Raw genomic sequence first — 22,893 nt, forward strand, 5'->3', positions numbered from 1 at the left:
GTCGAGGACCCTCGGTTGGAGGAGGGTGCTGGGGGGCACGTTCAGGCGGGCGCGGTCGGGGGGAAAGGCCGCCGCCGCCCGCAGCACGCCCGGGTCGAGGAAACGCAGCCGGGGCGCGTCGGCCGGCAGTTCCAGCACCGGCGGGACGGTTCCCGCCGTGGCGAGCAGGAAACCCCAGTCGCCGAAGGACGGCACGTCGACGTGGTACGGCACTGTGGCGAAGCCGGCTTCCCGCACCGACGCATCGATCGACCAGTATGAGCGGGGTGCGAAGTACGGCGAGCCGGACTGCACCACCAGCCGTCCCTGCTCGGCGAGCACCGACCTGATCAGCGCGTAGAACTCGACGGTGTAGAGCTTGGCGGTGGCCGTCTCGTCCGGGTCGGGCAGGTCGGCGACCACCACGTCGAAGCGCTCGGCGGCGGTACGCAGCCAGCCGAACGCGTCAGTGTTCAGCACCCGTACGCGGGGGTCGTCGAGCGAGCCGCCGTTGAGCGCCCGCAGCTGCGGCACTGTAGTGGCCAGCGCCACCACCGCCGGGTCGAGGTCGACCACTGTCACCCGGCGGACGTCCGGGTACCGCAGGATCTCCCGGACGGCGAGGCCGTCGCCGGCACCGAGAACCAGGACGTCGCCGCGCGGGCCGCGCATCGCCGGATGCACCAGCGCCTCGTGGTAGCGGTACTCGTCGACCGAGCTGAACTGGAGATCACCGTTGAGGAACAACCGCAGGTCGGTGTCGGCGTGGCCGACCTCCCGAACCGACCGGGTCAGCACGATCTCCTGGTAACGGGAGCGTTCGGCGTACACAACGGGGTCCCGGTAGAGCTGCTGCCGGGCGGTCACCTCGAAGTCGGCGGCGGTCACCCAGGCGTACCCCAGGCAGAGCGCGACCACGACCGAGCCGGCGCCGAGGACGAGCCGGGCCCGGCGGCTCAGTTCCCTCCGGAACACCGTGCAGACCAGGGCGAGACCGGCCACCGCGTTCACCGCGCCGACCACCAGGGCACCCTTGAGCTGACCGAAGACGGGGATCAACAGGAACGGGAAGGCGAGCCCGCCGAGCAGCGCGCCGACGTAGTCGGCGGCGAACAGGTCGGCCACCGCACTGCCGGCGGCCTGTTCGCGGATGCGCTGAAGCATCACCATCAGCAGCGGAATCTCCGCGCCGATCAGCAGGCCCAGCACGAAGGCGGTGCCGACCAGCGCCGGGCCGTACAGGTCGAGCCAGGCGAAGGCGGCGTAGAGGCCGAGCACGGACAGACCACCGAGCAGGGCCAGGGTCAGTTCGATCACCGCGAACGCAGCGGCGGCCCGGGGCTGCAACGGCTTCGCGACCAGCGCGCCGACCCCCATCGCGAAGACCATCACGCCGAGCACGATCGACGCCTGCCCGACGGTGTCGCCGATCAGGTAGCTGCCGAGCGCGACCAGGGCCAGCTCGTAGACCAGCCCGCAGGCGGCGCAGACGAAGACCGCGACCAGCACCCCCGCGCGGGCCAGCCGCCAGTGCGGCCGGGCCTCGGTGCCGCCGTCGACCACCGGCGGCGCCCCGGTGCTCATGGCCGCCCCGGGTACGGCCGGCCGGCACCGCCCGGTCGCGGACCCCCGGTCATCAGAGGATCGCGGCGGCGATGATCGCGCCGGTGGCCAGGTGCACCACTGCCGACACCCACACGGCGGGGTGCGGCTCCGGGTCGACCAGCAGCTCGCCGAGCCGGCCCGGGGTCACCGCGTCGAGCAGCAGGAACGCGGCGGCCATGATGACCAGGCCGACGATCCCGTACGCCGCCGCGCCGACCAGCCCCAGGGCGAAGTCGTCGTCGCTGGCGACGATCGCCGCGACCACGATGGTGCCGACGCCGAGCAGGTTGGACGCGAGCAGCAGCGCCGCGTTGCGGTTGCGCTCGTTCCAGATCAGTTCGTGGAGCTTGCCGGGGGTGGTCAGGTCGACCAGCGCGTAGCCGACGCCCATGAGGACGACGCCGACCGCGCCGAAGGCGAGGGTGGCCAGCAGATCGGTGACGAGGTTCTGCACGGAGGGGCTCCAGGTGAAGGGGTCGGGCGTCGGACTACTTGCCGGTGCCGGGGCCGCCGCCCCGAACGCTGTTGCCGCGTCCCCAACCCCAGTACGACCCGACGGTCGAGTGGTAGCGGGGGTGAGCGGTGTCCATGTCCTCGAGCAGGATCACCGAGCCGGCGGCGATCGGCAGGATCACCACCGAGTCGTCGTCGTAGCGCAGGTAGACGCCGCTGCTGTCGGTGTACCGGTCGGACGGCTTCCACGCGTCGGTCAGTTCCTCGGCGACAGTGGTCGGTGACTTGGACGAGGTGTACGCGGTCGCTTCCCGGCCGATGTCCCGGCTGGCCGCTCGCGAGTACCTGTCCTGCACGTAGGCGCGCGGGGAGAAGGTGCCGTTGACGAGCGCGAAGGCCGCGACCAGCACGCCGACCACGGCCACCGCCGCGCCCACCACGAACCAGCGTCGGTATGTCATCGCAGTGCCACCACCGTCTCGGTCAGGACCAGCTCATTGGTCTGGGGGTACGCGTGCCAGGTACGCCAGCCGACCGACCCGTGCGGCAGGTCGGTGCGCACGGCCAGTGCGGTGACCGCGTCCGGGTCACCGGGAAAGACTCCGACCAGGGCGTACGGGTCGTCGGCCAGGTCGGCGCGGAGCCCGGCGATCCGGGTGTGCAACTCCCCGTCGGCGGGGCGCAGCACGCTGGCGGTGAAGCGGTAGCCGCCCGCCTCGTCGTGCAGGGCGCCGGGCAGGTGCGGCGGCCGACCAGGCAGGCAGGCGACCGTCTCGGTGAGTGCGGCCGCACCGCCGGGTTCGGCCAGTACGACCTGGTGGGACGCGCCGAGCAGGCGCAGCCGCAGCCGGACGTCCCCGGGCAGCGTGAGGTCGCGGACGTGCAACGCGGGCCGCTCCGGGCCGCCGAGTGCCAGGCTCAGGTCGGCGGCGCAGGTGTCGACGTACGGGGTGTGGAGGCTCACCAACACGTCAGCTGGCCTCCGGCCCGGCCTGCGGGTACACCATCACGTCGGCGCGGTGCAACTGCTCGCCCCGGGCGACCTCCCAGCCGGCCTGGCCGTACGCCTCGAAGGAAAGCCGTTCGCCGCCCTGGGCCCGGTAGTCGTGGTATCGAAGGGTGCCACTGGGGTCGAGGCCGGTGCTCCCGGTGGCCGTGAAGCGGGCCTGACCGGACTCCTCCGAGGCGTAGCGACGGCCGGCAAAGTCGAGGGTGGACGCACCCGGGGTGATCGTGGCGGCCGGCTCGGCGGTCCAGAGCACCAGCTCCAGGTCCGGGTCCTCCTCCACGGAGAGCCAGCGCTTGTCGCCCTCGACGGTGTCCAGCAGGTGCTCGGCCCAGCTCCAGCCGCCCTCATTCAGATGCACCGAGCCCCGGACCGCGTACGACACCCGGCGGATCTCGACGATGTCGCCGGGCTTGAGCCGGCGCGGGTCGCCGCGGAGCGCGTCGCTGTCGGTGTCCCGGAACGGGTCTGCGGGTGCCGCCGGCCGGGCGGCCTTGCGGCCCTTGCGCAGGGCCACCACCGCGACCACGACCCCGGCGACTCCGATCAGACACCCCAGCGTCGTCACCAGGTACGCCACGGGACCATTCATGCCGACCACCTCCCCAAGTGCGTCGGCGGGAACGGTAACAACCCCGCGCACCTGGAGAAACACATCATTGTCTGGTGATGCGGCAGCTACGCAGCGTCCCGATGGAACGCCGGTGGGGGCGGAGAACGGGTCGGGCCGACCCCGCCTGCGAGGCGGGATCGGCCCGGGTGCGACGGATCAGGCGGCGGTTACGGAGAGGGTGCTGGTTTCGGTGGCGCGATCCACCTTCACCGTCTCGCCGTCGCGGATCTGACCGGACAGGAGGGCCTTCGCCAGTTGGTCTCCGATTGCGGTCTGGACCAGACGACGGAGCGGGCGCGCACCGTAGATCGGGTCGTAGCCGTGCTCGGCCAGCCACTGACGGGCGGACTCGGTGACGTCCAGTGCCAACCGGCGGTCCGCAAGACGGTTTCGCATCCGGTTCAACTGGATGTCGACGATGGAGCGCAGGTCGTCCCCGCGCAGCGAGGCGAAGACCACGATGTCGTCCAGCCGGTTGAGGAACTCCGGCTTGAAGTGCGACCGGACCACGGCCAGCACGCCCTCCCGGCGCTGCTCGTCGGCCAGCGTCAGGTCGCTGATCACCGACGACCCCAGGTTGGACGTGAGGATCAGGATCGCGTTGCGGAAGTCCACAGTGCGACCCTGGCCGTCGGTGAGCCGGCCGTCGTCGAGCACCTGGAGCAGCACGTCGAAGACGTCCGGGTGGGCCTTCTCCACCTCGTCGAGCAGCACCACCGAGTACGGCCGTCGGCGTACCGCCTCGGTGAGCTGACCACCCTCGTTGTAACCGACGTAACCGGGCGGGGCACCGACCAGGCGGGCTACCGAGTGCTTCTCGCCGTACTCGCTCATGTCGATGCGGACCATGGCCCGCTCGTCGTCGAAGAGGAACTCGGCGAGGGCCTTGGCCAGCTCAGTCTTGCCGACGCCGGTGGGACCGAGGAAGAGGAAGCTGCCGGTCGGGCGATCCGGGTCGGCGATACCGGCCCGGGCACGGCGTACCGCGTCGGAGACCGCGCCGACCGCCTCGGTCTGGCCGACCACCCGGCCGCCCAGCGACTCCTCCATCCGCAGCAGCTTGGCCGTCTCACCCTCCAGCAGGCGGCCGGCGGGGATGCCGGTCCAGGAGGCGACCACCGCGGCGATGTCGTCCGCGCCGACCTCCTCCTTGAGCATCGCGCCGTCGGCCTGGAGCTGAGCCAGCTCCTCCTCGGCCTGCTTCAGCTCGACCTTCAGTGCGGGGATCCGGCCGTAGCGCAGCTCGGCGGCGCGTTCCAGCTCGCCGTCCCGCTCGGCCCTCTCGGCCTCACCGCCGAGGCGTTCCAGCTCCTCCTTGGCGGTGGAGAGCTTGGTGATGTGGCTCTTCTCCGTCTGCCAACGCTCGGAGAGCACTGTGAGCTGCTCACGCTTGTCGGCCAACTCCTTGCGGAGCCGCTCCAACCGCTCGGCCGAGGCGGCGTCCGGCTCCTTGGCCAGGGCCATTTCCTCGATCTCCAAGCGGCGGACCGCCCGCTCGATCTCGTCCACCTCGACCGGACGCGAGTCGATCTCCATCCGGAGCCGGGACGCGGACTCGTCGACCAGGTCGATCGCCTTGTCCGGCAGGAACCGGTCGGTGATGTAACGGTCGGACAGTGTCGCGGCGGCCACCAGAGCGGCGTCGGTGATCCGTACGCCGTGGTGCACCTCGTAGCGCTCCTTGAGCCCGCGCAGGATGCCGATGGTGTCCTCGATGGTCGGCTCACCGACCAGCACCGGCTGGAAACGGCGCTCCAGCGCCGGGTCCTTCTCGATGTGCTCGCGGTACTCGTCCAGCGTGGTGGCGCCCACCATCCGCAGCTCACCACGGGCCAGCATCGGCTTGAGCATGTTGCCGGCGTCCATCGAGCCCTCGCCCTTGCCGGCGCCGACGACGGTGTGCAGCTCGTCGAGGAACGTGATGACCTGCCCGTTGGAGTTCTTGATCTCCTCCAGGACGGACTTCAGCCGCTCCTCGAACTGGCCCCGGTACTGCGCGCCGGCGACCATCGCGCCGAGGTCCAGCGAGATCAGCTTCTTGTCGCGCAGGGACTCGGGCACGTCACCGGTGACGATCCGCTGAGCCAGGCCCTCGACGATCGCGGTCTTGCCGACGCCGGGTTCACCGATCAGCACCGGGTTGTTCTTGGTACGCCGGGAGAGCACCTGGATGACCCGACGGATCTCGGAGTCCCGGCCGATGACCGGGTCGATCTTGCCGTCCCGGGCGCTGGCGGTGAGGTCGACGCCGTACTTGGTGAGGGCCTGGTAGGTCTGCTCGGGGTCGGCGGTGGTGACCCGACGGTCCCCACCGCGAACGGTCGGGAAGGCGGCGATCAGGGCCTCCTCGGTGGCACCGGCGGCCTTCAACGCGCCGGACACCGCTCCGCCCACCCGGGCCAGACCGGCGAGCAGGTGCTCGGTGGAGGTGTACTCGTCGCCCAACGGCCGGGCGATCTGCTCGGCGGCTCCGATGGCGTTGACGAACTCCCGAGCCAACGTCGGCTCGGCGATGCTGGAGCCGCGCGCGGCCGGCAGGTTGTCGACCGCGCGCTGGGTGGCCTGGCGCAGCTCGGTCGGGTCGGCCCCGACGGCGCGCAGCAGGCCGGTGGCGGTCGAGCCGTCGGTGTCCAGGAGTGACAGGAGCAGGTGCCAGGGCTCCACGGTGGCGTGACCACGCTGGTTGGCCAGCGCGACAGCGCCCGTGATGGTTTCGCGGCTCTTGGTGGTGAGTCTTTCGGTGTTCATGGGCTCCCCCGGATCGGCGTTGTCCATTGGGTTGGACACAACCAGAGTTGAGCGTATTCCGCTCAACCTTAGCGCGTGACGCCCATCACTCCCGGAGCCGCCACCGCCAGTCGAACTCGCCGGCCGCCGGGGGCGGGCCGGGCAGCGGGTCCGCGTCCGGCACCGACGACAGGCCGGCCAGCAGGACCGCGAGCTGCCTGCGGCGCAGTTGGCGGGTCCGCTCCGGATCGGGTACGCGGACCGCGGCGCACGCCTCCAACAACAACCCCAGATCGTGTACGACAGCGTCGGGGCGCAGCCGCCCGCTGGCGTGGGCCCGGTCGACCAGGGCGGTGGCCAACTCGCCGGCGCGCATCGCGTCCCGGCCCATCTCCTCGGTCGGGGTGAAGGTGCCCGCCAGGTGGACGGTGAGTGAGTGCACGTCGGCGTCGACCACCCGGGCCAGGAAGCCGGTGAACGCGGCCCAGTCGTCCGGCTCGTCGAGGGCGGTCTCAGCCTCCGCGACGTACCGGCGCAGCCCGTCGTGGCAGAGCTGGCGCAGCAGGTCCTCCTTGCCCGCGTAGCGCCGATAGAGGGCGCTGATGCCGACGCCCGCGCGCTCCGCGACGGCGGCGATCGGGGCCTTCGGGTCGTCGAGGAAGACGGCGCGGGCGGCTTCGAGGATGACCTCGTCGTTGCGGGCGGCCTGGGCGCGGCGACCGCCCAGCGTCTTGCCGGAAGTCGTTGACATGCCCCAAGCCTAACAGTGGAACGGACCGTTCCGCTCTGCTATGGTGATTGCAGAACGAAACATTCCGTTCCGAAGGAGTTCAGCATGAGCGACACCGCGATCCGCCCCTTCCGCGTCCAGATCCCGCAGACCGCCCTCGACGACCTGACCGCCCGGCTGGACCGCACCCTCTGGCCCGCCGACCTGCCCGGCGCCGGCGACTCGTACGGGATGAGCAACGACCGGGTGCACGACCTCGTCGACCGGTGGCGAGGCGGGTTCGACTGGCGTGCCGTCGAGGCCCGCCTGAACGCTCACCCGCAGTTCGTCACCGAGATCGACGGCGAGCAGATCCACTTCCTGCACGTCCGGTCGTCCCGGCCGGACGCCACGGCGCTGGTGCTCACCCACGGCTGGCCCGGCTCGGTGCTGGAGTACCTCGACGTGATCGCCCCGCTCACCGAGCCGGCCGACCCGGACGCGCCGGCCTTCCACGTGGTCGTCCCGTCACTGCCCGGCTTCGGCTTCTCCGGTCCGACCCGCGGCGCCGGCTGGAACCGGTTCCGCATCGCCCGCGCCTGGGCCGAGCTGATGGACCGACTGGGGTACGACAGCTACGGCGCGGTCGGCAACGACGCCGGCTCGATGATCGCGCCGGAGCTGGGCCGGGTCGATCCGGAGCGGGTGCTCGGCGTACACGTCACCCAACTCTTCTCGTTCCCCTCCGGCGATCCGGCCGAGTTCGCCGGGCTCTCCGAGGCCGACCAGGCCGCGCTCGGGCACCTTCAGTGGTTCTACGAGAACAAGTTCTCCTTCAACCAGGTGCACAGTCAGCAGCCGCAGACCCTGGCGTTCGCGCTGGCCGACTCACCGGTGGGGCTGCTTGCCTGGAACGCCCAACTCTTCGACGAGAGCCTGAACGCCGACTTCGTGCTCGCCAATGTGGCGCTCTACTGGTTCACCGGCACCGTCGCCTCGGCCATGCGGCTCTACTGGGAGGACGCACACGCCGGCGAGCCGCCGACCGAGCCGACCACCACTCCGACCGCGCTGGCCATGTTCCCCGGCGACTTCCAGTCCATCCGCCGCTTCGCCGAGCGGGACCACGCGAACATCGTCCGGTGGACGGCGTATGAGACCGACGTCGACGGCCGAGGCGACGTCGGCGGCCACTACGCAGCCCACCAGGCCACCGAGGTGCTGGTCGCTGACATCCGCGAATTCTTCGCCAGCCTCCGCTGACTACGCGTCTCCGGGTGCCCGCGCCGCACTGCCGACGCGGGCACCGGCGCGTCCGGCCCCCGGTGCCTGGCGTGGCCGCCCCAGGCCCCGGCGCGCCCGACCCTCGGCGCCCGGGGCGGTTGATCCACTCGGCTTTCAGGAAGTCGGGGCGTCCCGCCGCGCCGGATACCCCGACTTCGATGAAATCGACTCGATCATGGCTTTTGAGCTACGTCCGGGCAGGCCCGAGGAGGGCTGTCCCTCCAAGATCTGCGCTTTGTTCATGAGGCGGTAGCCTTGGAGGGTGCGAGTACGTGTCGAGCAGACCGCCTTACCCGGGATCGGGGTACGTCACGATCTGGTGACGGAGTCCGGACGCCGCCTGGGCGTCGTTTCCCACCGCAACGGCCGCCGTGATCTCGTTCTCTACGATCCCGACGACCCCGACGCCTGCCAGTCGGACATTCCGCTGACCGATGACGAGGCCGAGGCTCTGGCCGACATCCTCGGCGCGTCGCTGATGCTCGGCCAACTCTCCGGGCTTCGCGAGCAGGCCGCCGGTCTGCTCACCGAGCAGATCGCCATCACGGCCGGCTCGCCGTACGTGAATCGGAAGCTCGGCGACACCAAGGCGCGTACCCGCACCAGCGCCTCCATCGTGGCGGTGCTGCGCGAAGGCGAAGTGATTGTTTCGCCACTCCCCTCCTTCCGCTTCGCGGCCGGCGATGTGGTGGTCGTTGTCGGGACCCGTAGAGGTCTCGACGGCGTGTCCGCCATCCTCGCCGACAGTGACCCGGACGGCTGAGGCGGATGCACGATTCCACCACTCTGCTCGTCGAAGTCGGCGCGCTGCTACTGCTGCTTGGGCTCCTCGGCCGGCTGAGCCGGCGTTTCGGCCTCTCGCCCATTCCCCTCTACCTGCTCGCTGGGCTCGCGTTCGGGCACGGCGGGCTACTCCCGCTCGCGGCCAGCGAGGAGTTCTTCGCGGTCGGCGCCGAGATCGGCGTCATCCTGCTGCTGGTGATGCTCGGTCTGGAGTACTCGGCCAACGAACTGGTCGGCAACCTCCGCTCGGCAGCCCCGGCCGGGCTGATCGACGGCGTGTTCAACGCGCTGCCCGGCGCGGCCTTCGCCCTGCTGCTCGGCTGGGACTGGGTCGCCGCCCTGGTGCTCGGCGGCATCACCTGGGTCTCCTCCTCCGGCGTGATCGCCAAGGTCCTCGCCGACCTGGGACGACTCGGTAACCGGGAAACCCCGGTGATCCTCTCGGTCCTCGTGATCGAGGACCTGGCGATGGCGCTCTACCTGCCACTGGTCACCGCGGTGCTGGCCGGCACCGGCCTGCTCGGTGGCGGCATCGCACTCACCGTCGCGGTGTGCACGGTGCTGCTCGTGCTGGTGGTCGCCATCCGGTACGGCCACCTGATCTCCTCGGCCCTGTCGGCGAAGGACCCGGAGGCGCTGCTACTCGGCGTACTCGGTCTGACCCTGCTGATCGCCGGGCTCGCGGCAAAGCTTCAGGTGTCGGCGGCGGTCGGCGCGTTCCTGGTCGGCATCGCGCTCTCCGGCCCGGTGGCGCACCACGCGACCGAGCTGCTCTCGCCGCTGCGGGACCTCTTCGCGGCGGTGTTCTTCGTCTTCTTCGGCCTGGTCACCAACCCACAGGACATCCCGCCGGTGCTGCTGCCGGCGCTCGCGTTGGCAGTGGTCACCATGGCGACGAAGACGCTCACCGGTTACCTCGCCGCCCGCCGGGTCGGCATCGCGGAACCCGGTCGATGGCGGACCGGCCTGGCACTCGTACCCCGAGGTGAGTTCTCCATCGTCATCGCCGGTCTCGCGGTGGCTGCCGGGAGCGTCGAGCCGCGGTTGGCAGCGCTGGCCGCGACGTACGTCCTGATCACCGTGGTGACCGGGCCGATCCTGGCCCGGCTGCCGGACTTCCCGTGGTTCAAGCGGTGGCTGCGCAACCGCGCGGCGGCCCAACGGCGGGAGCCGATCCCGGTCGTCGACTCAGCGCTCTGAGCTCCACCTGAACGCCGCGGCGGCGTGGGTCGCACCCTCGCGACGGTAGAACCGGTGCGCCTCGGTCCGGGCGAGGCCGGACTCCAGGAAGACGTAGTCGGCGCCCTGTTCGTGCGCCCACGCCCTGGCCGCCGCCAGGAGGTTGGAGCCGACACCCCGGGAACGCCACTCGGGATGCACAGCGAGATCCTCGATCGAAGCCCGACGGCCGAAGCGCACCGAGAGGATGTCCACGTAGACGCTGGCCACGCCGACCAACTGATCCTCATCCGATCGCGCCTCGAAGAGTGCGACGACGTCTTCGTGGGCGAGCAATTGCGCGGTCCGCTCGACGGCGCGGTCGCGGTCCCAATCCACGGGACGGCTGCCGGGAGGGGCGAAAAGCCACTCCAGCCCCTCGACGAACTGGGCTTGGGCGCCCCCCTGTAACCGTCGAACATGGATTGTCATAGGAGCATCATCGGCTGGGCCGTCGATGCAGTGGACCCGCCCATGCCAACGGTTGCGGAATTGCTCCTCACGGGTACTACCGCAGCACCCGACGGCGGGTTACCGTTTCGCCCCAGCAGCCAGGGTCCGCAGGCAGCGTTGCCAAACGCGGGCGAGAGCGGAAGGTTGGCCGGTGAGCGTGCAGGAGTCGACGTTCCACGGCTTCGCCAACCCCGTCGATCCGACTCCGGCGGAGTTGCGAGCTTGGGCGTACAAGCCCGATTCGGTGCCGTTGGCCTCGATGCCACCGGACTGGGACCTGCTGGTCTCCGGCGACCGGCTGGTGTTGACGCTCTTCGAGTTGGCGATGGATCCAAGCTGCCCGGCCCGACGTTTCGCGCTGCACTGCCTCTACATCTACGCGGCCGACGGCATCCGGACGAACTTCCGCGCCCACCCCAAGCGCCGCTTCCGCAAGCTCGTCGAACAGGCCGAGCGTGACGGCGACGAACTGATGAAGGTCTGGGCGCACAACGGCCGGGTGCTGTTGGCCCGACCGGACCTCTTCATCTACCGGGACTGGTGCGAGGGCGGCCTGGTCCGCGAGAACCGCCGCCTCGGCTGAGACCGCTCAGGCGGCTCCCTCGCCAGCGGCTGCCTCGCCAGCGGCTGCGGGTTGGCGGTGCTGTTCGCGGCCCTTTGGAGCTGCTGTCGCAAACGATTCACGCCCAGCCCGACCAGGATCGGTCGAGGTCGGCCCGGCCAGGATCGCTCCGCCCAGCCCGACCAGGATCGGTCGAGGTCGGCCCGGCCAGGATCGCTCCGCCCAGCCCGACCAGGATCGGTCGAGGTCGGCCCGGCCAGGATCGGTCGAGGTCGGTCAAAGCAGAGGTGCGACGTGATGTCGTAAACGATTCAGCTCGAAAGGACCTGCGCGTCGGCCCGACGCCCAGGAGGCGGCGTCACCAGTCCGCGGTCGATAACGGCGAACGGGCTGGGACCCCCGATTACGGCCGCGGGCTGGGACCCCCGATTACGGCCGCGGGCGGGGACCGCCGATAAGGCGAACGGGCCGGGACCCCCCGTGGGTCCCGGCCCGCACGTCGGTCACCGGTCAATCCTGCTTGCGTTCCGTCTCGGCTCGGCCCCGTTCGCCGGCGTGGTCGCCGTCCTCGGCGAACCGGCCCCCGATGATCCGGTCCCGGTAGGTCCCCTCGGTCACCTTGTCGAACTTCTCGCGGACGGTCTCGGCCAGGTTCTCCAACCGGTCCTCGGTCTGCTGGGCCACCTTCTTCGCGGGTTCCGCCATCGCTCCCCCTCGCCATGCCGGTAGGTCCGGATTAAGCGGATTGGACCCTTATCGACAGGCTAACCGAAGCGGCCCGGACCGCGCCGGGAATCCAGCGCGGTCCGGGCCGAGAAGACAGATCCGGGTGAGTGGCAGGTCAGCGATCGGGCGTTCGGCGGGGGCGCCACACCACCAGGGCGGTCGAGGTGCGGTTGGTCGGCACCAGATCCCGGCCCGGGAAGCGGGCCAACGACTCCAGCTCCGCCACGCGGCGGTACGCGGCGTCCAGCTCCGCCTCCAGCCGGGCCACCCGCTGCTGCGCCTGCTCCAGCAGCCGCTCCAGCCCGATGATCCGCTTGACGCCGGCCAGGTTGATCCCGTCGTCCTGGCTGAGCCGCTGCACCTCGCGCAGCAGCACCACGTCGCGGACGCTGTAGCGACGCCCGCCACCAGCGGCCCGGCCGGGCTGCACCAGCCCCAGTCGGTCGTACTGGCGCAGGGTCTGCGGGTGCATCCCCGCCATCCGTGCCGCTACCGAGATCATCAGCACCTTGGCCTCGTAGGCAGGGTCGCCCGAACCGAGGAACTCGCCCGACATCCCGCTCACCTCCGCGTCCATTCCACCGGACTAACTGACTCGACGCACCCGTGCGTCGAGATGTTCCCGGGCTGCCGGCGGGGTCTGCTCGGCGAACGACTCCAGCGCCGTGCGCGCCTCGTCCGACAACCGGGCCGGCACCACCACGTCCAGCGTGACCAGCAGGTCACCGGCCTGCCCGTCGCGTCGGACCACACCCTTGCCCCGGGCCCGCAGCACCCGCCCGCTCGGCGTCCCCGGCGGCACCCGCAGGGTCATCGCACCGTCGAGCGTGGGCACCCGCAGGTCAGTGCCGAGCACGGCCTCCGCGAAGGTGACCGGCACGGTCAGCGTCAGGTCGTCCCCGGTACGCCCAAACAGCTCGTCCGGCCGAACCTTGACGTGCACGAAGAGGTCGCCAGCCGGGCCACCGCGCTCGCCCGGCTCGCCACGCCCGGCCAGCCGGATGCGTTGACCGTCGGCCACACCAGCCGGGAAGCGCACGTTCATGGTGCGGGTCTTGGTGACACCGCCGCTGCCGTGGCACTCCGGGCACTTCTCCTCGACCACGGTGCCGACGCCCTGGCAGTTGCGGCACGGCTCGGAGAAGCTGAACGACCCCTGGTTGCGGGTGGTCACGCCGGCACCATGACAGACCGGGCAGGTACGCGGCTGGGTGCCGGGCTTGGCCCCGTTGCCGTGGCAGGTGTCGCAGACCCCCGGCGCGCGCAGCGTCAGGGGCAGCGTCACCCCACGCACCGCGTCGCCGAAGTCCAGCGCCACCTCGGTCTCCACGTCCCGACCACGGGCCGGACCGCGTGGCGCGGCCTGCCCACCGGCCTGACCGCCACTGAAGATCGAGCTGAACAGGTCCTGGAAGCCGGCGCCGCCGAAGCGACGATCACCGCCCCCGCCGCCGCCGAACATGTCGGACACGTCGAACGGCATGCCGCCCGGCTGACCCCCGCCCCGGGCGTTGCGCCGGAACGCGCCCGAGCCGAAGAGCGAACGCATCTCGTCGTACTCGCGACGGCGACCACTGTCCGAGAGCACGTTGTACGCCTCGGACGCGGCCTTGAACCGCTCCTCGGCCTTCGGGTCGCCCGGGTTGTGGTCCGGGTGCGACTCCCGGGCCACCTTGCGGTACGCCTTCTTGATGTCATCCGCGGAGGCGGCCTTGTCCACGCCGAGCACGGCGTAGAAGTCCTTCTCGATCCAGTCCTTCGAACTCACCGGTCCACCTCCTTCCGACCCTGGTGGCCCGGCCGTCCCGCCCACCGCTGAGCGGTGGGCGGGACGGCCCGGTCACTGTCTGGCACTATTCCGGATCCGCGACCGCGACCAGCGCGGGGCGCAGCAGCCGCTCACCGAGCTGGTAGCCGCGTCGCATGACCTGTACACAGGTCGGCTCGCTGACGTCGGCCGAGGTCTGGTGCGCGACCGCCTCGTGCCGGGTCGGATCGAACGGGTCGCCCTGCTCGCCGAAGGCGTTCAGGCCGAACTTGCCCAGCGCGGTGGTGAGTTGTTCCGCCACCGTGCCGAACGGCCCGACCAGGTCGCCATGTTCCCGGGCCCGGTCCAGGTCGTCCAGGATCGGCAGCAGCGCGGCCAGCACCGAGCCGGTCGCCTGCTCCTGTACGAGGCTGCGGTCGCGGTCGACCCGCTTGCGGTAGTTGGCGTACTCCGCCGACACCCGCTGCAGGTCCCTGGTCCGCTCGTCGAGCTCGGCCCGGAGCGCTTCCAGCTCGGCGCCGAGCGAGATGCCCGCGCCGCCGCCGTCCACCGGCTGCGCCGGGGCGTCCACCACCGGCGGACCGGACGGCTCCGGCCCGTCGGTGGAGTTGACCTCGACCTCGATCTCGTCGACCACGACCTCGGCGTCCTCGACCAGACCCTCGGCCGGCACACCGGTCTCCGCGTCGGCGGCGGTCCCCTCCGGCTCGGCGGTGTCGACGAGCTTGCGGTTGTTGCGGATGACGACCCGCTCCCCGTCGCCGGTCGGCTCCGTGGTCGCGGAGCCACCCGGCGTCGACCCGGTGTCGCCCGGGTCGGCGGCTCGTGGCTTCTGCGTCATGCGGCTACCTCATCCCCTTCGCGGTGGAAACGTGTCGGAGGCCGACAGTCACTTCTTGCCGTCCTCGTCCACGATTTCCGCGTCGACCACGTCGTCGGGGCCGCCGGCCTGTGCGCCGGTCTGGGCGCCGGTCGCACCGGTCGCGCCAGTCGCACCCGGGCCCGGCTCGGCACCCGGCTGCTGACCCTGCTCGGCCTGAGACGAGTAGAGCAGCGAACCGGCCTGCTGGGAGACCTGCGCCAGCTTCTCGTGCGCCGACTTGATCTTCTCGATGTCCTGACCGCCGAGGGCGCCACGCAGCTCGCCGAGCGCCTCGTTGAGCTGCTCGCGGTTCTCGCTGGGCAGCTTGTCGCCGCTCTCGGCGAGGAACTTCTCGGTCTGCCACTGGAGCGCCTCGGCCACGTTGCGGGTCTCGGCGTCGTCGCGGCGGCGCTTGTCCTCCTCCGCGTGCTCCTCGGCGTCCCGGCGCATCCGCTCGATGTCGTCCTTCGGCAGCGAGGAGCCGCCGGTGATCGTCATCTTCTGTTCCTTGCCGGTGCCCAGGTCCTTGGCGTGCACGTTGACGATGCCGTTGGCGTCGATGTCGAAGGCGACCTCGATCTGCGGCACGCCGCGCGGCGCCGGCGGGAGGCCGGTCAGCTCGAAGGTGCCGAGCTTCTTGTTGTACGCCGCGATCTCCCGCTCACCCTGGAACACCTGGATCAGCACCGACGGCTGGTTGTCGTCCGCCGTGGTGAAGACCTCGGAACGCTTGGTCGGGATGGTGGTGTTGCGCTCGATCAGCTTGGTGAAGATGCCGCCCTTGGTCTCGATGCCCAGGCTCAGCGGGGTCACGTCGAGCAGCAGGACGTCCTTGACCTCACCCTTGAGCACACCGGCCTGGAGAGCGGCGCCGACGGCGACCACCTCGTCCGGGTTGACGCCCTTGTTGGGGTCGCGACCGGTGAGCTGCTTGACCAGGTCGGTCACGGCGGGCATCCGGGTCGAACCGCCGACGAGGATGACGTGCTCGACGTCGGAGATCTTGATCCCGGCGTCCTTCACGGCCTGCTCGAACGGGCCCTTGCAACGGTCCAGCAGGTCCTGCGTCATCCGCTGGAACTCGGCGCGGCTGAGCGTCACGTCGAGGTGCAGCGGGCCGGCCGCGCCGGCGGTGATGTACGGCAGGTTGATGTTGGTGGTGGTGGCGGCGGACAGCTCGATCTTCGCCTTCTCGGCGGCCTCGCGGAGCCGCTGGAGGGCCATCTTGTCCTGAGAGAGGTCGATGCCGTGCTCACCACGGAACGTCTTGACCAGGTGGTCGATGATCCGCTGGTCCCAGTCGTCGCCACCGAGCTGGTTGTCACCGCTCGTCGACTTGACCTCGACGACGCCCTCGGCCAGCTCCAGCAGCGACACGTCGAAGGTGCCGCCACCGAGGTCGAAGACCAGGACGGTCTGCTCCTTGGAGCCCTTGTCCAGCCCGTACGCCAGGGCGGCAGCCGTCGGCTCGTTGACGATCCGCAGCACGTTGAAGCCGGCGATCTCACCGGCCTCCTTGGTGGCCTGGCGCTGGCTGTCGTTGAAGTAGGCCGGAACGGTGATCACCGCGTCGGTGATCTGCTCGCCCAGGTACGCCTCGGCGTCCCGCTTGAGCTTCATCAGCGTCCGGGCCGAGATCTCCTGCGGGGTGTACTTCTTGCCGTCGATGTCGACGGACCAGTTCGTGCCGACCTCCCGCTTGACCGACCGGATCGTCCGGTCCGGGTTGGTCACCGCTTGGCGCTTGGCGACCTCACCGACGAGCACCTCGCCGTTACGGGCGAACGCGACGATCGAAGGAGTCGTCCGCGACCCCTCAGCGTTGGCGATGACGGTGGGCTCACCGCCCTCGAGAACGCTGACGCAGGAGTTCGTCGTGCCGAGGTCGATACCGACCGCACGTGCCATCTTCGCTTCCTCGCTTCGTAAGGTTGTGCAGGTGACGGGCGTCGCCCGTGGGCTGCTGGCGAGCACCGCCCGCAGCGGGCCCCACCACAAGTTGAGTGAACTTGACTCAATAGTGCCACGCGTTGGCCAATCGTCAAGTTGACTTGAGTCAACCCGACGCAACCCAGCCGTTATTACCGTCCGGTTGTCTTCCCTTGCATCGGTCGGGCACGCTTTAGCGGTGACGACGCACGGCGATCCCGCCACCCGTTCCGGTGCGCCCGCCGTCGCAGCCCGTACCGACCCGCCGGACGCCGCGGAGGAGCCGCCCGCCACCACCGGGGACGACAGCCTCCCCGGCGCACTGACGGGCCTCCGGGAGGCGATCGGCGCGACCCGGTATCCCCTCGCGCTGCCCTCTGCCAACTCTGCCCGGCACACCGCCGCCGCACTCACCGACCAACTCGACGACTACCTGCTGCCCCGCCTCGCCCGGCTGGACGCCCCACTGCTCGTGGTGGTCGGCGGCTCCACCGGCGCGGGCAAGTCGACCCTGGTAAACAGCCTGGTCAAGGCCCGGGTCAGCGCCGCTGGCGTGCTCCGGCCGACCACCCGCTCCCCGGTACTGGTCTGCAACCCGTCCGACGCGGCCTGGTTCCGGCAGGGTGACCTCCTGCCCGGGCTGACCCGCACCACCGAGCCGAGCGACGATCCGCGCGCCCTGCACCTCGTCACCGCCCCGGCCCTGCCCGCCGGGCTGGCCTTCCTCGACGCGCCCGACATCGACTCGGTCGTCGACGCCAACCGGGCGCTCGCCACCCAGCTGCTGGCCGCCGCCGATCTGTGGCTCTTCGTCACCACCGCCGCCCGGTACGCCGACGCGGTGCCCTGGGAGCTGCTGCGCAGTGCCCGGACGCGCGGCGCGGTGATCGCCATGGTGCTGGACCGGGTGCCCGCCGAGGCCACCGACGAGATCGCCGCGCACCTGACCGAGATGCTCGCCGAGCAGGACCTCGGCCGGGCGCCGCTGTTCGTGTTGCCCGAGACCTGGGTCGACGGTCAGGGGCTGCTGCCCGAGGGGGTCACCGCCCCACTGGCCGACTGGTTCGCCCGGTTGGCCGCCGACGTGGACGCGCGGGCGGCGGTGGTCCGCCAGACTCTCGACGGGGCGCTGGCCGCACTCCACCCCGCCGTGGAGGATCTGGCCGACGCCGCCGACGAGCAGCTCGACGCCGCCGACGGTCTGGACGAACGGGTCCGGGCCGCGTACCGGGGTGCCGAGCGAACCGTCGAGCAGGGGCTCCAGGACGGCCGGCTGCTCCGGGGTGAGGTGCTCGCCCGCTGGCAGGAGTTCGTCGGCACCGGCGAGCTGTTCCGCACGCTGGAGGCACGGATCGGCCGCCTCCGGGACCGGGTCGTGGCCGCCGTCACCGGTCGGCCGGCGCCCGCAGTCGAGCTGCGCAACGCCATCGAGTCCCAACTGGTGACGCTGCTGCGCGGGGTGGCCTCGGAGGCCGCCGAGTCCGCGTACACCGGGTGGAAGGCACACCCGGCCGGCGCCGGGCTGCTCGATCCGGCGCTCGCCCACCCGAGCGACGACCTACCCGAACGCGCCGAGCGCATGGTCCGGGACTGGCAGCGCGGAGTGCTGGAACTGGTCCGGGTCGAGGGCGGTGACAAGCGGTTCGTGGCCCGCACCGCCGCGTACGCGGTGAACGCCACCGGGCTGGCCGTGATGATCGCCGTCTTCGCCTCCACCGCGTTCATCCCGACCGGGTTGGAGCTGGCCACCGGGGCCGGCACCACGGTCGCCGCACAGGCCGTCCTCCAGGCGATCTTCGGCGACCAGGCGGTGCGTACCCTCGCCGCCAAGGCCCGCACCGACCTGCTGGACCGGGTGCGGACGCTGCTCGACGCGGAGGCCGACCGCTTCTTGAGCCGCACCGCCGAGGCCCGCCCCGCCGAGGACGCCGGCGACGGGCTGCGCCGGGCCGCCGGCCGGGTCGAGCTGGCCCGGCACCGCAGCGGCCTGTCCGCCGCCGACGAGGAGGGTTCCCGGTGAGCAACATCGCCGGCCGGGTACGCGAGGTGTTCCGCGGGGACCAGCGGGTCGACGCCGACGCGCTGATCGCCCGCCTGGACGCGGTACGCCGGTTCCTGACCGCCGTGGACGGTCTGCTGCCGGACTCCGACCTGGTGCCCGCGCACACCCTGGTCGAACGGGCCGGCACCCGACTCGCGCTGTCCCGGGACCACACCGTGGTCGCCCTGGCCGGTGCCACGGGCAGCGGCAAGTCCAGCCTCTTCAACGCGTTGGCCCAACTGGAGCTCTCGCCGGTCGGGGTCCGCCGGCCGACCACCGGCGTCACCCACGCCTGCGTGTGGGGGCCGCTGGAGGGCGCCAACCATCTGCTCGACTGGATCGGCGTACTGCCCCGACACCGCTTCGTCCGGGAGAGCGCCCTGGACGCGGACGACGAGACGGCCCTGCACGGGCTGATCCTGCTCGACCTGCCCGACTTCGACTCGGTGCAGCGATCGCACCGGCTCGAGGTGGACCGACTCCTGGGCCTGGTCGACCAGGTGGTCTGGGTGGTCGACCCGCAGAAGTACGCCGACCGGGTCATCCACGACAGCTACCTGCGCGAGTTCCACAGGCACCGCGAGGTCACCCTGGTCGTGCTCAACCAGGCCGACCGGCTGCCCCCGGCCGAGGTGCCCCGGGTCCTGGACGACCTGCGTCGGCTGCTCGACACCGACGGGTTGACCGGGGTGCCCCTGCTGGCCACCACCGCCATCGATCCGGCCGGGATGGTCGGGCTGCGCAACGCGCTGGAGCGCACGGTCGCCGAGCGGCAGGCCGCGTTGCGGCGGCTCGCGGGTGACGTCGACACGATCGTCGCCGGCTTGGACGAGCTGGTCGGTTCGGCCCGGCCGCCGGGCGGGCCGGACGACACCGCCGTCAACGGGCTGAACCGGGCGCTGGCCGGGGCGGCCGGGGTGCCGGCGGTGACCGAGGCCGTGGAGCGCGCGTACCGGCACCGGGCCGGCGCGGCCACCGGCTGGCCCGTGGTGCGGGGCTGGCGGCGGTTGCGGCCCGACCCGCTGCGTCGGCTGCACCTGCCCGGCCCCACCGGAGACCAGGCCGACCCGGCGGAGAGCCTGGTGGCGGCCACCTCGGTACCGGACCCGACGGCCGCCCAGCGCTCGGCGCTCGGTCTCGCCATCCGCGCGGTGGCCGACCGGGCCGCCGCCGATCTGCCCGCCGCCTGGCCCGGCGCGGTGACCTCCGCCGCCCGGTCCCGCCTCGGCGACCTGCCGGACGCCCTGGATCGCACGATCGCCGGCACCGACCTCGGCCTCGACCGTCGCCCGCTGTGGTGGCGGTTCGTCGGCGGTGTGCAGTGGTTGGTCACCCTCGCCGCCGTGGTCGGGCTGGGCTGGCTGGTGCTCGGCTACGCGCTGCGGGCGCTCGGCCTGCCCGCGCTGGACAACCCGATGGTCGGCCAGGTGCCGCTGCCGACCGTACTGCTGCTCGGCGGCCTGCTGGCCGGGCTGCTGGTGGCGGCGCTGACCCGGCCGGTGGTGCGCTGGGCCGCCCGGCGCGCCCGGGCCCGCGCCGACCAGCGGCTGACGGCACGGGTCGCCCAGGTGGGCGACGAGTACGTGCTGACCCCGGTACGGATCGTGCTCAGCTCGTACGCGCAGGCACGCGACGCGCTGCGGGACGCCGCACGCCGCTGACGCTCCGCACGGCTCGCTACCGCTCTGCGTACGCCTCAGTCGGCGTAGGGTCGGAGCATGGCCACGCCTCAGACCCCCTACGACGCGGTGCTGCACGCCGCACGCGACGTGACCAAGCTGGAGTCCGCTCTCGACGCCGAGATGCTCGGCAGCGCCCTGCTGGGCAGTGTCTACGCGATCGCGGAGACCGACCGCGACGCCGCCGTACGGGAGTTCGTCACTGGCTTCCTCGCCGCCACCGCCCGCCGCAGGATCGCGGCGGCGACCACCATCCGGCAGGTCTTCGCCACGCTCGTCCCGACCGCCGAGGGCACCGATCGGGTGCGCCCGGGCAGCCAGGCACCCACCTGGACGGCCCAGCTCGGCCGGGTGCACCTCACCGGCACCTGGGCGTATGGCGACGTGTACGGCGACCAGACCTCCTACCTCGCCACCTTCGCCTACGACGACGAGTCCGGCGGCTCGGAGCACGCGCTGGTGGCCCTGGTGGACCACAACATCGGGATAACCAAGGACATCTTCGTGGGCGGGCCGGCCGAACGGATCCTGGACCAGGTCCGGCAGATGTGCGCCGACGACGAGCTGACCTGGTTCCGTACCGAGGATCCAGCCCGGTTCCGGGGCGAGGTGGCCCGCCATCTGGCGGTCACCGACGACCTGGGCGAGTTGCCCGGCGAAGGGTCACTCGCCACCGACCGAGCACTGGTCGGGGCCCGGCTGGCGATGCTGCCCACCGCGGCCGACCCGACCGGTCCGGCGGAGGTCGAGCCGCTCTCCGCGGCCGAGCGCACCGACCTGGTCCGACGGTTCCTCGCCGCGCCGGAGGCCGCCCGCTTCGGGCTGGACGCCGTCGACGGCCCGGAGTTGGCCTCCCTGCACTTCTGCCTGAGCCTGCTGCTGGACCACTCGGCGAGCTTCCCGGACGCCGATCCGATGCGCTGGAGTCCCGCGGTGTCCGGGCTCTTCCTGCTCGACTGGGTGCACCGCCGGGCCGTGCTGGACATGGACGACGCGGCGATGCTCCCCCGGGTGCTGCGGGCCTGGGCGCGGTACGCGTCGCGCCAGCGCGGGCTGCCCGAGGCGGCGGCGACGCGCACGGACGAGGCGATCGAGGAGATGGTGCCGGAGTTCGCCCGCCTCTACTCGACCGGTGAGCGGCGCAGTGCGGCCACCGCCGCGGTGGCGCAGTTGATGGCCGACGGGGTGGACCCGGACGACCCCGCCGCGTTGGACGCGTGGATCGAGGCGAACCGCCACCGCCTCGCCGACGACGGCGCCTGACGGCGTCCGAGGGGTGGGCGGCCACGCGCCGCCCGCCCTGGGCCCGCTGCGCTAGCCCGCCAGGGGCCGAGCGGCACACCGCCCGCCCTGGGCCGGGCTAGCGCAGCGGGCCGAAGATCACCGCGGCGATCAGGGCGCCGAGCGCACCTCCGGTCAGTACCTGCGCCACCGTGTGGTCCCGCAGCCGTACCCGGGACCAGCCGACCACCGCCAGCAGCGGTACGGCGACGACCAGCCGCGTTCCGAAGGTCAGCATCAGGATGACCAGCGTGCCGGCCGCCACCGCCGAGTGGATCGACATCTTCCACCAGTGGCTGACCGACACGGCCACGACGAGGCCGACGAGGCCGGACACCGCCAGTGCCAGCACCGGACGGGGCGCGCCGAGCACGGCGAGCAGGGCGAGCCCCGCCGCCACCGAACCGAGGCCGACCAGCAGCGGCGCCCGGCGCTGCTCCCGGCGGCCGACGTGGTGGTCGGTGAGCCGGCCACGGCGTACCCCGCCGACGATGTAGGCGAACGGAATGCCGGTGACGAAGAGAGTGGCGAGCAGACCCCAGACGAGGCCCTGACCGGGACGGCTGGCGCTGTGCCAGCTCACCGTGATGATCAGCAACGAGACGAGCACCGCCGGGGCGGTCACCTCGGTGACCAGCCGGGCGATCCGCAACCCTGGGCCGGGCCGGGTGGTCACCGGGCGGGGTTCCGCACCGCCGCCCACGCCACCCCCTCCGGTACGCGCCTACCGCCGAACGCCGCCGGACGGGCCGCGCCTGATCGTCACCGTACCGCCGGCCAACCCGCAGGATACGTCGGTCCGGCCAGCGGCGCGGGCCTGACGCCGGGCGTCGAGGCGACGGCCGACGGCGACGGGATCGCCGGGCCGGGCCGACGGGTCGGTGAAGGGGACGGCGTGGGTGTGGGGGCCGGGACGGACCGGGTGCTGGTCGGCACGGCGGTCGCGGTCGCGTCGTCGGTCGGAGTGGGTGTCGGCCCCAGCGTCGGGTCCGGCGTGGGCGTCGGGTCCACCGTCAGGGTCGGATCGGGATCGGGATCGGCCGAGCCGGTCGGGTCCGGGTCGGTCGGGTCCGGGTCCGGCGGATCGGTCGGGTCGGGGTCGGTCGGGTCCGGGTCCGGCGGATCGGTCGGGTCGGTCGGGTCCGGGTCCGACGGGTCGGTCGGGTCGTTCGGGTCGGTCGGGTCGGTGGGCGGCGGTGGAGCGACGGGCGGGGG

21 protein-coding genes and 1 pseudogene are annotated in these 22,893 nt (G+C 71.9%); 7 read left to right on the plus strand and 15 right to left on the minus strand.

What is annotated here, in order from left to right:
* From DLJ58_RS01680 to DLJ58_RS01710, 7 genes are all read right to left on the minus strand, one after another.
* On the minus strand, window positions 1-1,563 hold a 1,563-nt coding region (locus tag DLJ58_RS01680; RefSeq protein ID WP_124853532.1), incomplete at its 3' end, for a polyamine aminopropyltransferase.
* Window positions 1,564-1,615: 52 nt separating this feature from the next.
* Window positions 1,616-2,038, minus strand: coding sequence for a DUF350 domain-containing protein (locus tag DLJ58_RS01685; RefSeq protein ID WP_124853533.1), 423 nt, complete (start codon window positions 2,036-2,038; stop codon window positions 1,616-1,618).
* A gap of 34 nt (window positions 2,039-2,072) precedes the next feature.
* Complete coding sequence (locus tag DLJ58_RS01690) at window positions 2,073-2,498, minus strand: DUF4247 domain-containing protein (protein ID WP_124853534.1); 426 nt, start codon at window positions 2,496-2,498, stop codon at window positions 2,073-2,075.
* Complete coding sequence (locus DLJ58_RS01695; protein WP_124853535.1) at window positions 2,495-3,007, minus strand: DUF2617 family protein; 513 nt, start codon at window positions 3,005-3,007, stop codon at window positions 2,495-2,497. The genes DLJ58_RS01690 and DLJ58_RS01695 overlap by 4 nt, the downstream gene beginning before the upstream one ends.
* 1 nt (window position 3,008) lies before the next feature.
* Window positions 3,009-3,635, minus strand: a complete 627-nt coding sequence (locus tag DLJ58_RS01700) for a DUF4178 domain-containing protein (RefSeq protein ID WP_124853536.1) — start codon at window positions 3,633-3,635, stop codon at window positions 3,009-3,011.
* A 177-nt stretch (window positions 3,636-3,812) separates the two neighbouring features.
* Window positions 3,813-6,404 carry an ATP-dependent chaperone ClpB gene (gene clpB / locus DLJ58_RS01705; RefSeq protein ID WP_124853537.1) on the minus strand — a complete coding sequence of 864 codons (2,592 nt, stop codon included), beginning with the start codon at window positions 6,402-6,404 and terminating at the stop codon, window positions 3,813-3,815.
* Between the two features lie 85 nt (window positions 6,405-6,489).
* Window positions 6,490-7,134: a TetR/AcrR family transcriptional regulator gene (locus DLJ58_RS01710; RefSeq protein WP_124853538.1), complete on the minus strand. Its 645-nt coding sequence runs from the start codon at window positions 7,132-7,134 to the stop codon at window positions 6,490-6,492.
* Window positions 7,135-7,218: 84 nt separating this feature from the next.
* Here DLJ58_RS01710 and DLJ58_RS01715 point away from each other — a divergent pair, with 84 nt between their 5' ends.
* From DLJ58_RS01715 to DLJ58_RS01725, 3 genes are all read left to right on the plus strand, one after another.
* A complete protein-coding gene (locus tag DLJ58_RS01715; RefSeq protein WP_124853539.1) occupies window positions 7,219-8,355 on the plus strand; it encodes an epoxide hydrolase family protein in 1,137 nt (378 codons plus the stop codon).
* A 283-nt stretch (window positions 8,356-8,638) separates the two neighbouring features.
* Window positions 8,639-9,139 (plus strand): cation:proton antiporter regulatory subunit, encoded by a 501-nt coding sequence (locus DLJ58_RS01720; RefSeq protein WP_030332098.1) that lies wholly within the window; start codon window positions 8,639-8,641, stop codon window positions 9,137-9,139.
* A gap of 5 nt (window positions 9,140-9,144) precedes the next feature.
* Window positions 9,145-10,359 carry a cation:proton antiporter gene (locus DLJ58_RS01725; RefSeq protein ID WP_124853540.1) on the plus strand — a complete coding sequence of 405 codons (1,215 nt, stop codon included), beginning with the start codon at window positions 9,145-9,147 and terminating at the stop codon, window positions 10,357-10,359.
* Here DLJ58_RS01725 and DLJ58_RS01730 read toward each other — a convergent pair.
* Window positions 10,348-10,716, minus strand: coding sequence for a GNAT family N-acetyltransferase (locus DLJ58_RS01730; protein ID WP_208740783.1), 369 nt, complete (start codon window positions 10,714-10,716; stop codon window positions 10,348-10,350). The two genes, DLJ58_RS01725 and DLJ58_RS01730, sit on opposite strands and share 12 nt — an antisense overlap.
* Before the next feature lie 265 nt (window positions 10,717-10,981).
* Here DLJ58_RS01730 and DLJ58_RS01735 point away from each other — a divergent pair, with 265 nt between their 5' ends.
* A complete protein-coding gene (locus DLJ58_RS01735; RefSeq protein ID WP_124853542.1) occupies window positions 10,982-11,413 on the plus strand; it encodes a hypothetical protein in 432 nt (143 codons plus the stop codon).
* Window positions 11,414-11,902: 489 nt separating this feature from the next.
* Here DLJ58_RS01735 and DLJ58_RS01740 read toward each other — a convergent pair whose 3' ends face one another.
* The 5 genes from DLJ58_RS01740 to dnaK all read right to left on the minus strand — a co-directional run bounded on the left by DLJ58_RS01740 (window position 11,903) and on the right by dnaK (window position 16,656).
* Window positions 11,903-12,097 carry a hypothetical protein gene (locus DLJ58_RS01740; RefSeq protein ID WP_091396197.1) on the minus strand — a complete coding sequence of 65 codons (195 nt, stop codon included), beginning with the start codon at window positions 12,095-12,097 and terminating at the stop codon, window positions 11,903-11,905.
* A gap of 136 nt (window positions 12,098-12,233) precedes the next feature.
* Window positions 12,234-12,674 carry a heat shock protein transcriptional repressor HspR gene (locus tag DLJ58_RS01745; protein WP_030332087.1) on the minus strand — a complete coding sequence of 147 codons (441 nt, stop codon included), beginning with the start codon at window positions 12,672-12,674 and terminating at the stop codon, window positions 12,234-12,236.
* Window positions 12,675-12,704: 30 nt separating this feature from the next.
* A complete protein-coding gene (gene dnaJ, locus DLJ58_RS01750; RefSeq protein WP_124853543.1) occupies window positions 12,705-13,886 on the minus strand; it encodes a molecular chaperone DnaJ in 1,182 nt (393 codons plus the stop codon).
* Window positions 13,887-13,971: 85 nt separating this feature from the next.
* Window positions 13,972-14,727, minus strand: a complete 756-nt coding sequence (grpE, locus tag DLJ58_RS01755; RefSeq protein ID WP_124853544.1) for a nucleotide exchange factor GrpE — start codon at window positions 14,725-14,727, stop codon at window positions 13,972-13,974.
* Between the two features lie 48 nt (window positions 14,728-14,775).
* Window positions 14,776-16,656, minus strand: coding sequence for a molecular chaperone DnaK (dnaK, locus tag DLJ58_RS01760; RefSeq protein WP_124853545.1), 1,881 nt, complete (start codon window positions 16,654-16,656; stop codon window positions 14,776-14,778).
* A 220-nt stretch (window positions 16,657-16,876) separates the two neighbouring features.
* Between dnaK and DLJ58_RS01765 the strand changes: the two genes are divergently transcribed.
* Genes DLJ58_RS01765 through DLJ58_RS01775 form a run of 3 tightly spaced genes read left to right on the plus strand, consistent with a single transcriptional unit; the run spans window position 16,877 to window position 21,660 of the window.
* Entirely contained in the window at window positions 16,877-18,697 is a 1,821-nt protein-coding gene (locus DLJ58_RS01765) for a GTPase domain-containing protein (RefSeq protein ID WP_124853546.1), read from the plus strand.
* Window positions 18,694-20,379, plus strand: coding sequence for a GTPase (locus DLJ58_RS01770; RefSeq protein ID WP_124853547.1), 1,686 nt, complete (start codon window positions 18,694-18,696; stop codon window positions 20,377-20,379). The genes DLJ58_RS01765 and DLJ58_RS01770 overlap by 4 nt, the downstream gene beginning before the upstream one ends.
* A gap of 57 nt (window positions 20,380-20,436) precedes the next feature.
* Window positions 20,437-21,660, plus strand: coding sequence for a hypothetical protein (locus DLJ58_RS01775; protein WP_124853548.1), 1,224 nt, complete (start codon window positions 20,437-20,439; stop codon window positions 21,658-21,660).
* A 97-nt stretch (window positions 21,661-21,757) separates the two neighbouring features.
* Here the strand turns inward: DLJ58_RS01775 and DLJ58_RS01780 are convergent, their stop codons facing one another.
* A complete protein-coding gene (locus DLJ58_RS01780) occupies window positions 21,758-22,381 on the minus strand; it encodes a phosphatase PAP2 family protein (RefSeq protein WP_124853549.1) in 624 nt (207 codons plus the stop codon).
* A gap of 59 nt (window positions 22,382-22,440) precedes the next feature.
* Window positions 22,441-22,893, minus strand: a pseudogene (locus DLJ58_RS33740) (hypothetical protein); the annotation flags it as partial.

The sequence above is a fragment of the Micromonospora arida genome (assembly GCF_003857035.1).
Lineage (GTDB): Bacteria > Actinomycetota > Actinomycetes > Mycobacteriales > Micromonosporaceae > Micromonospora > Micromonospora arida.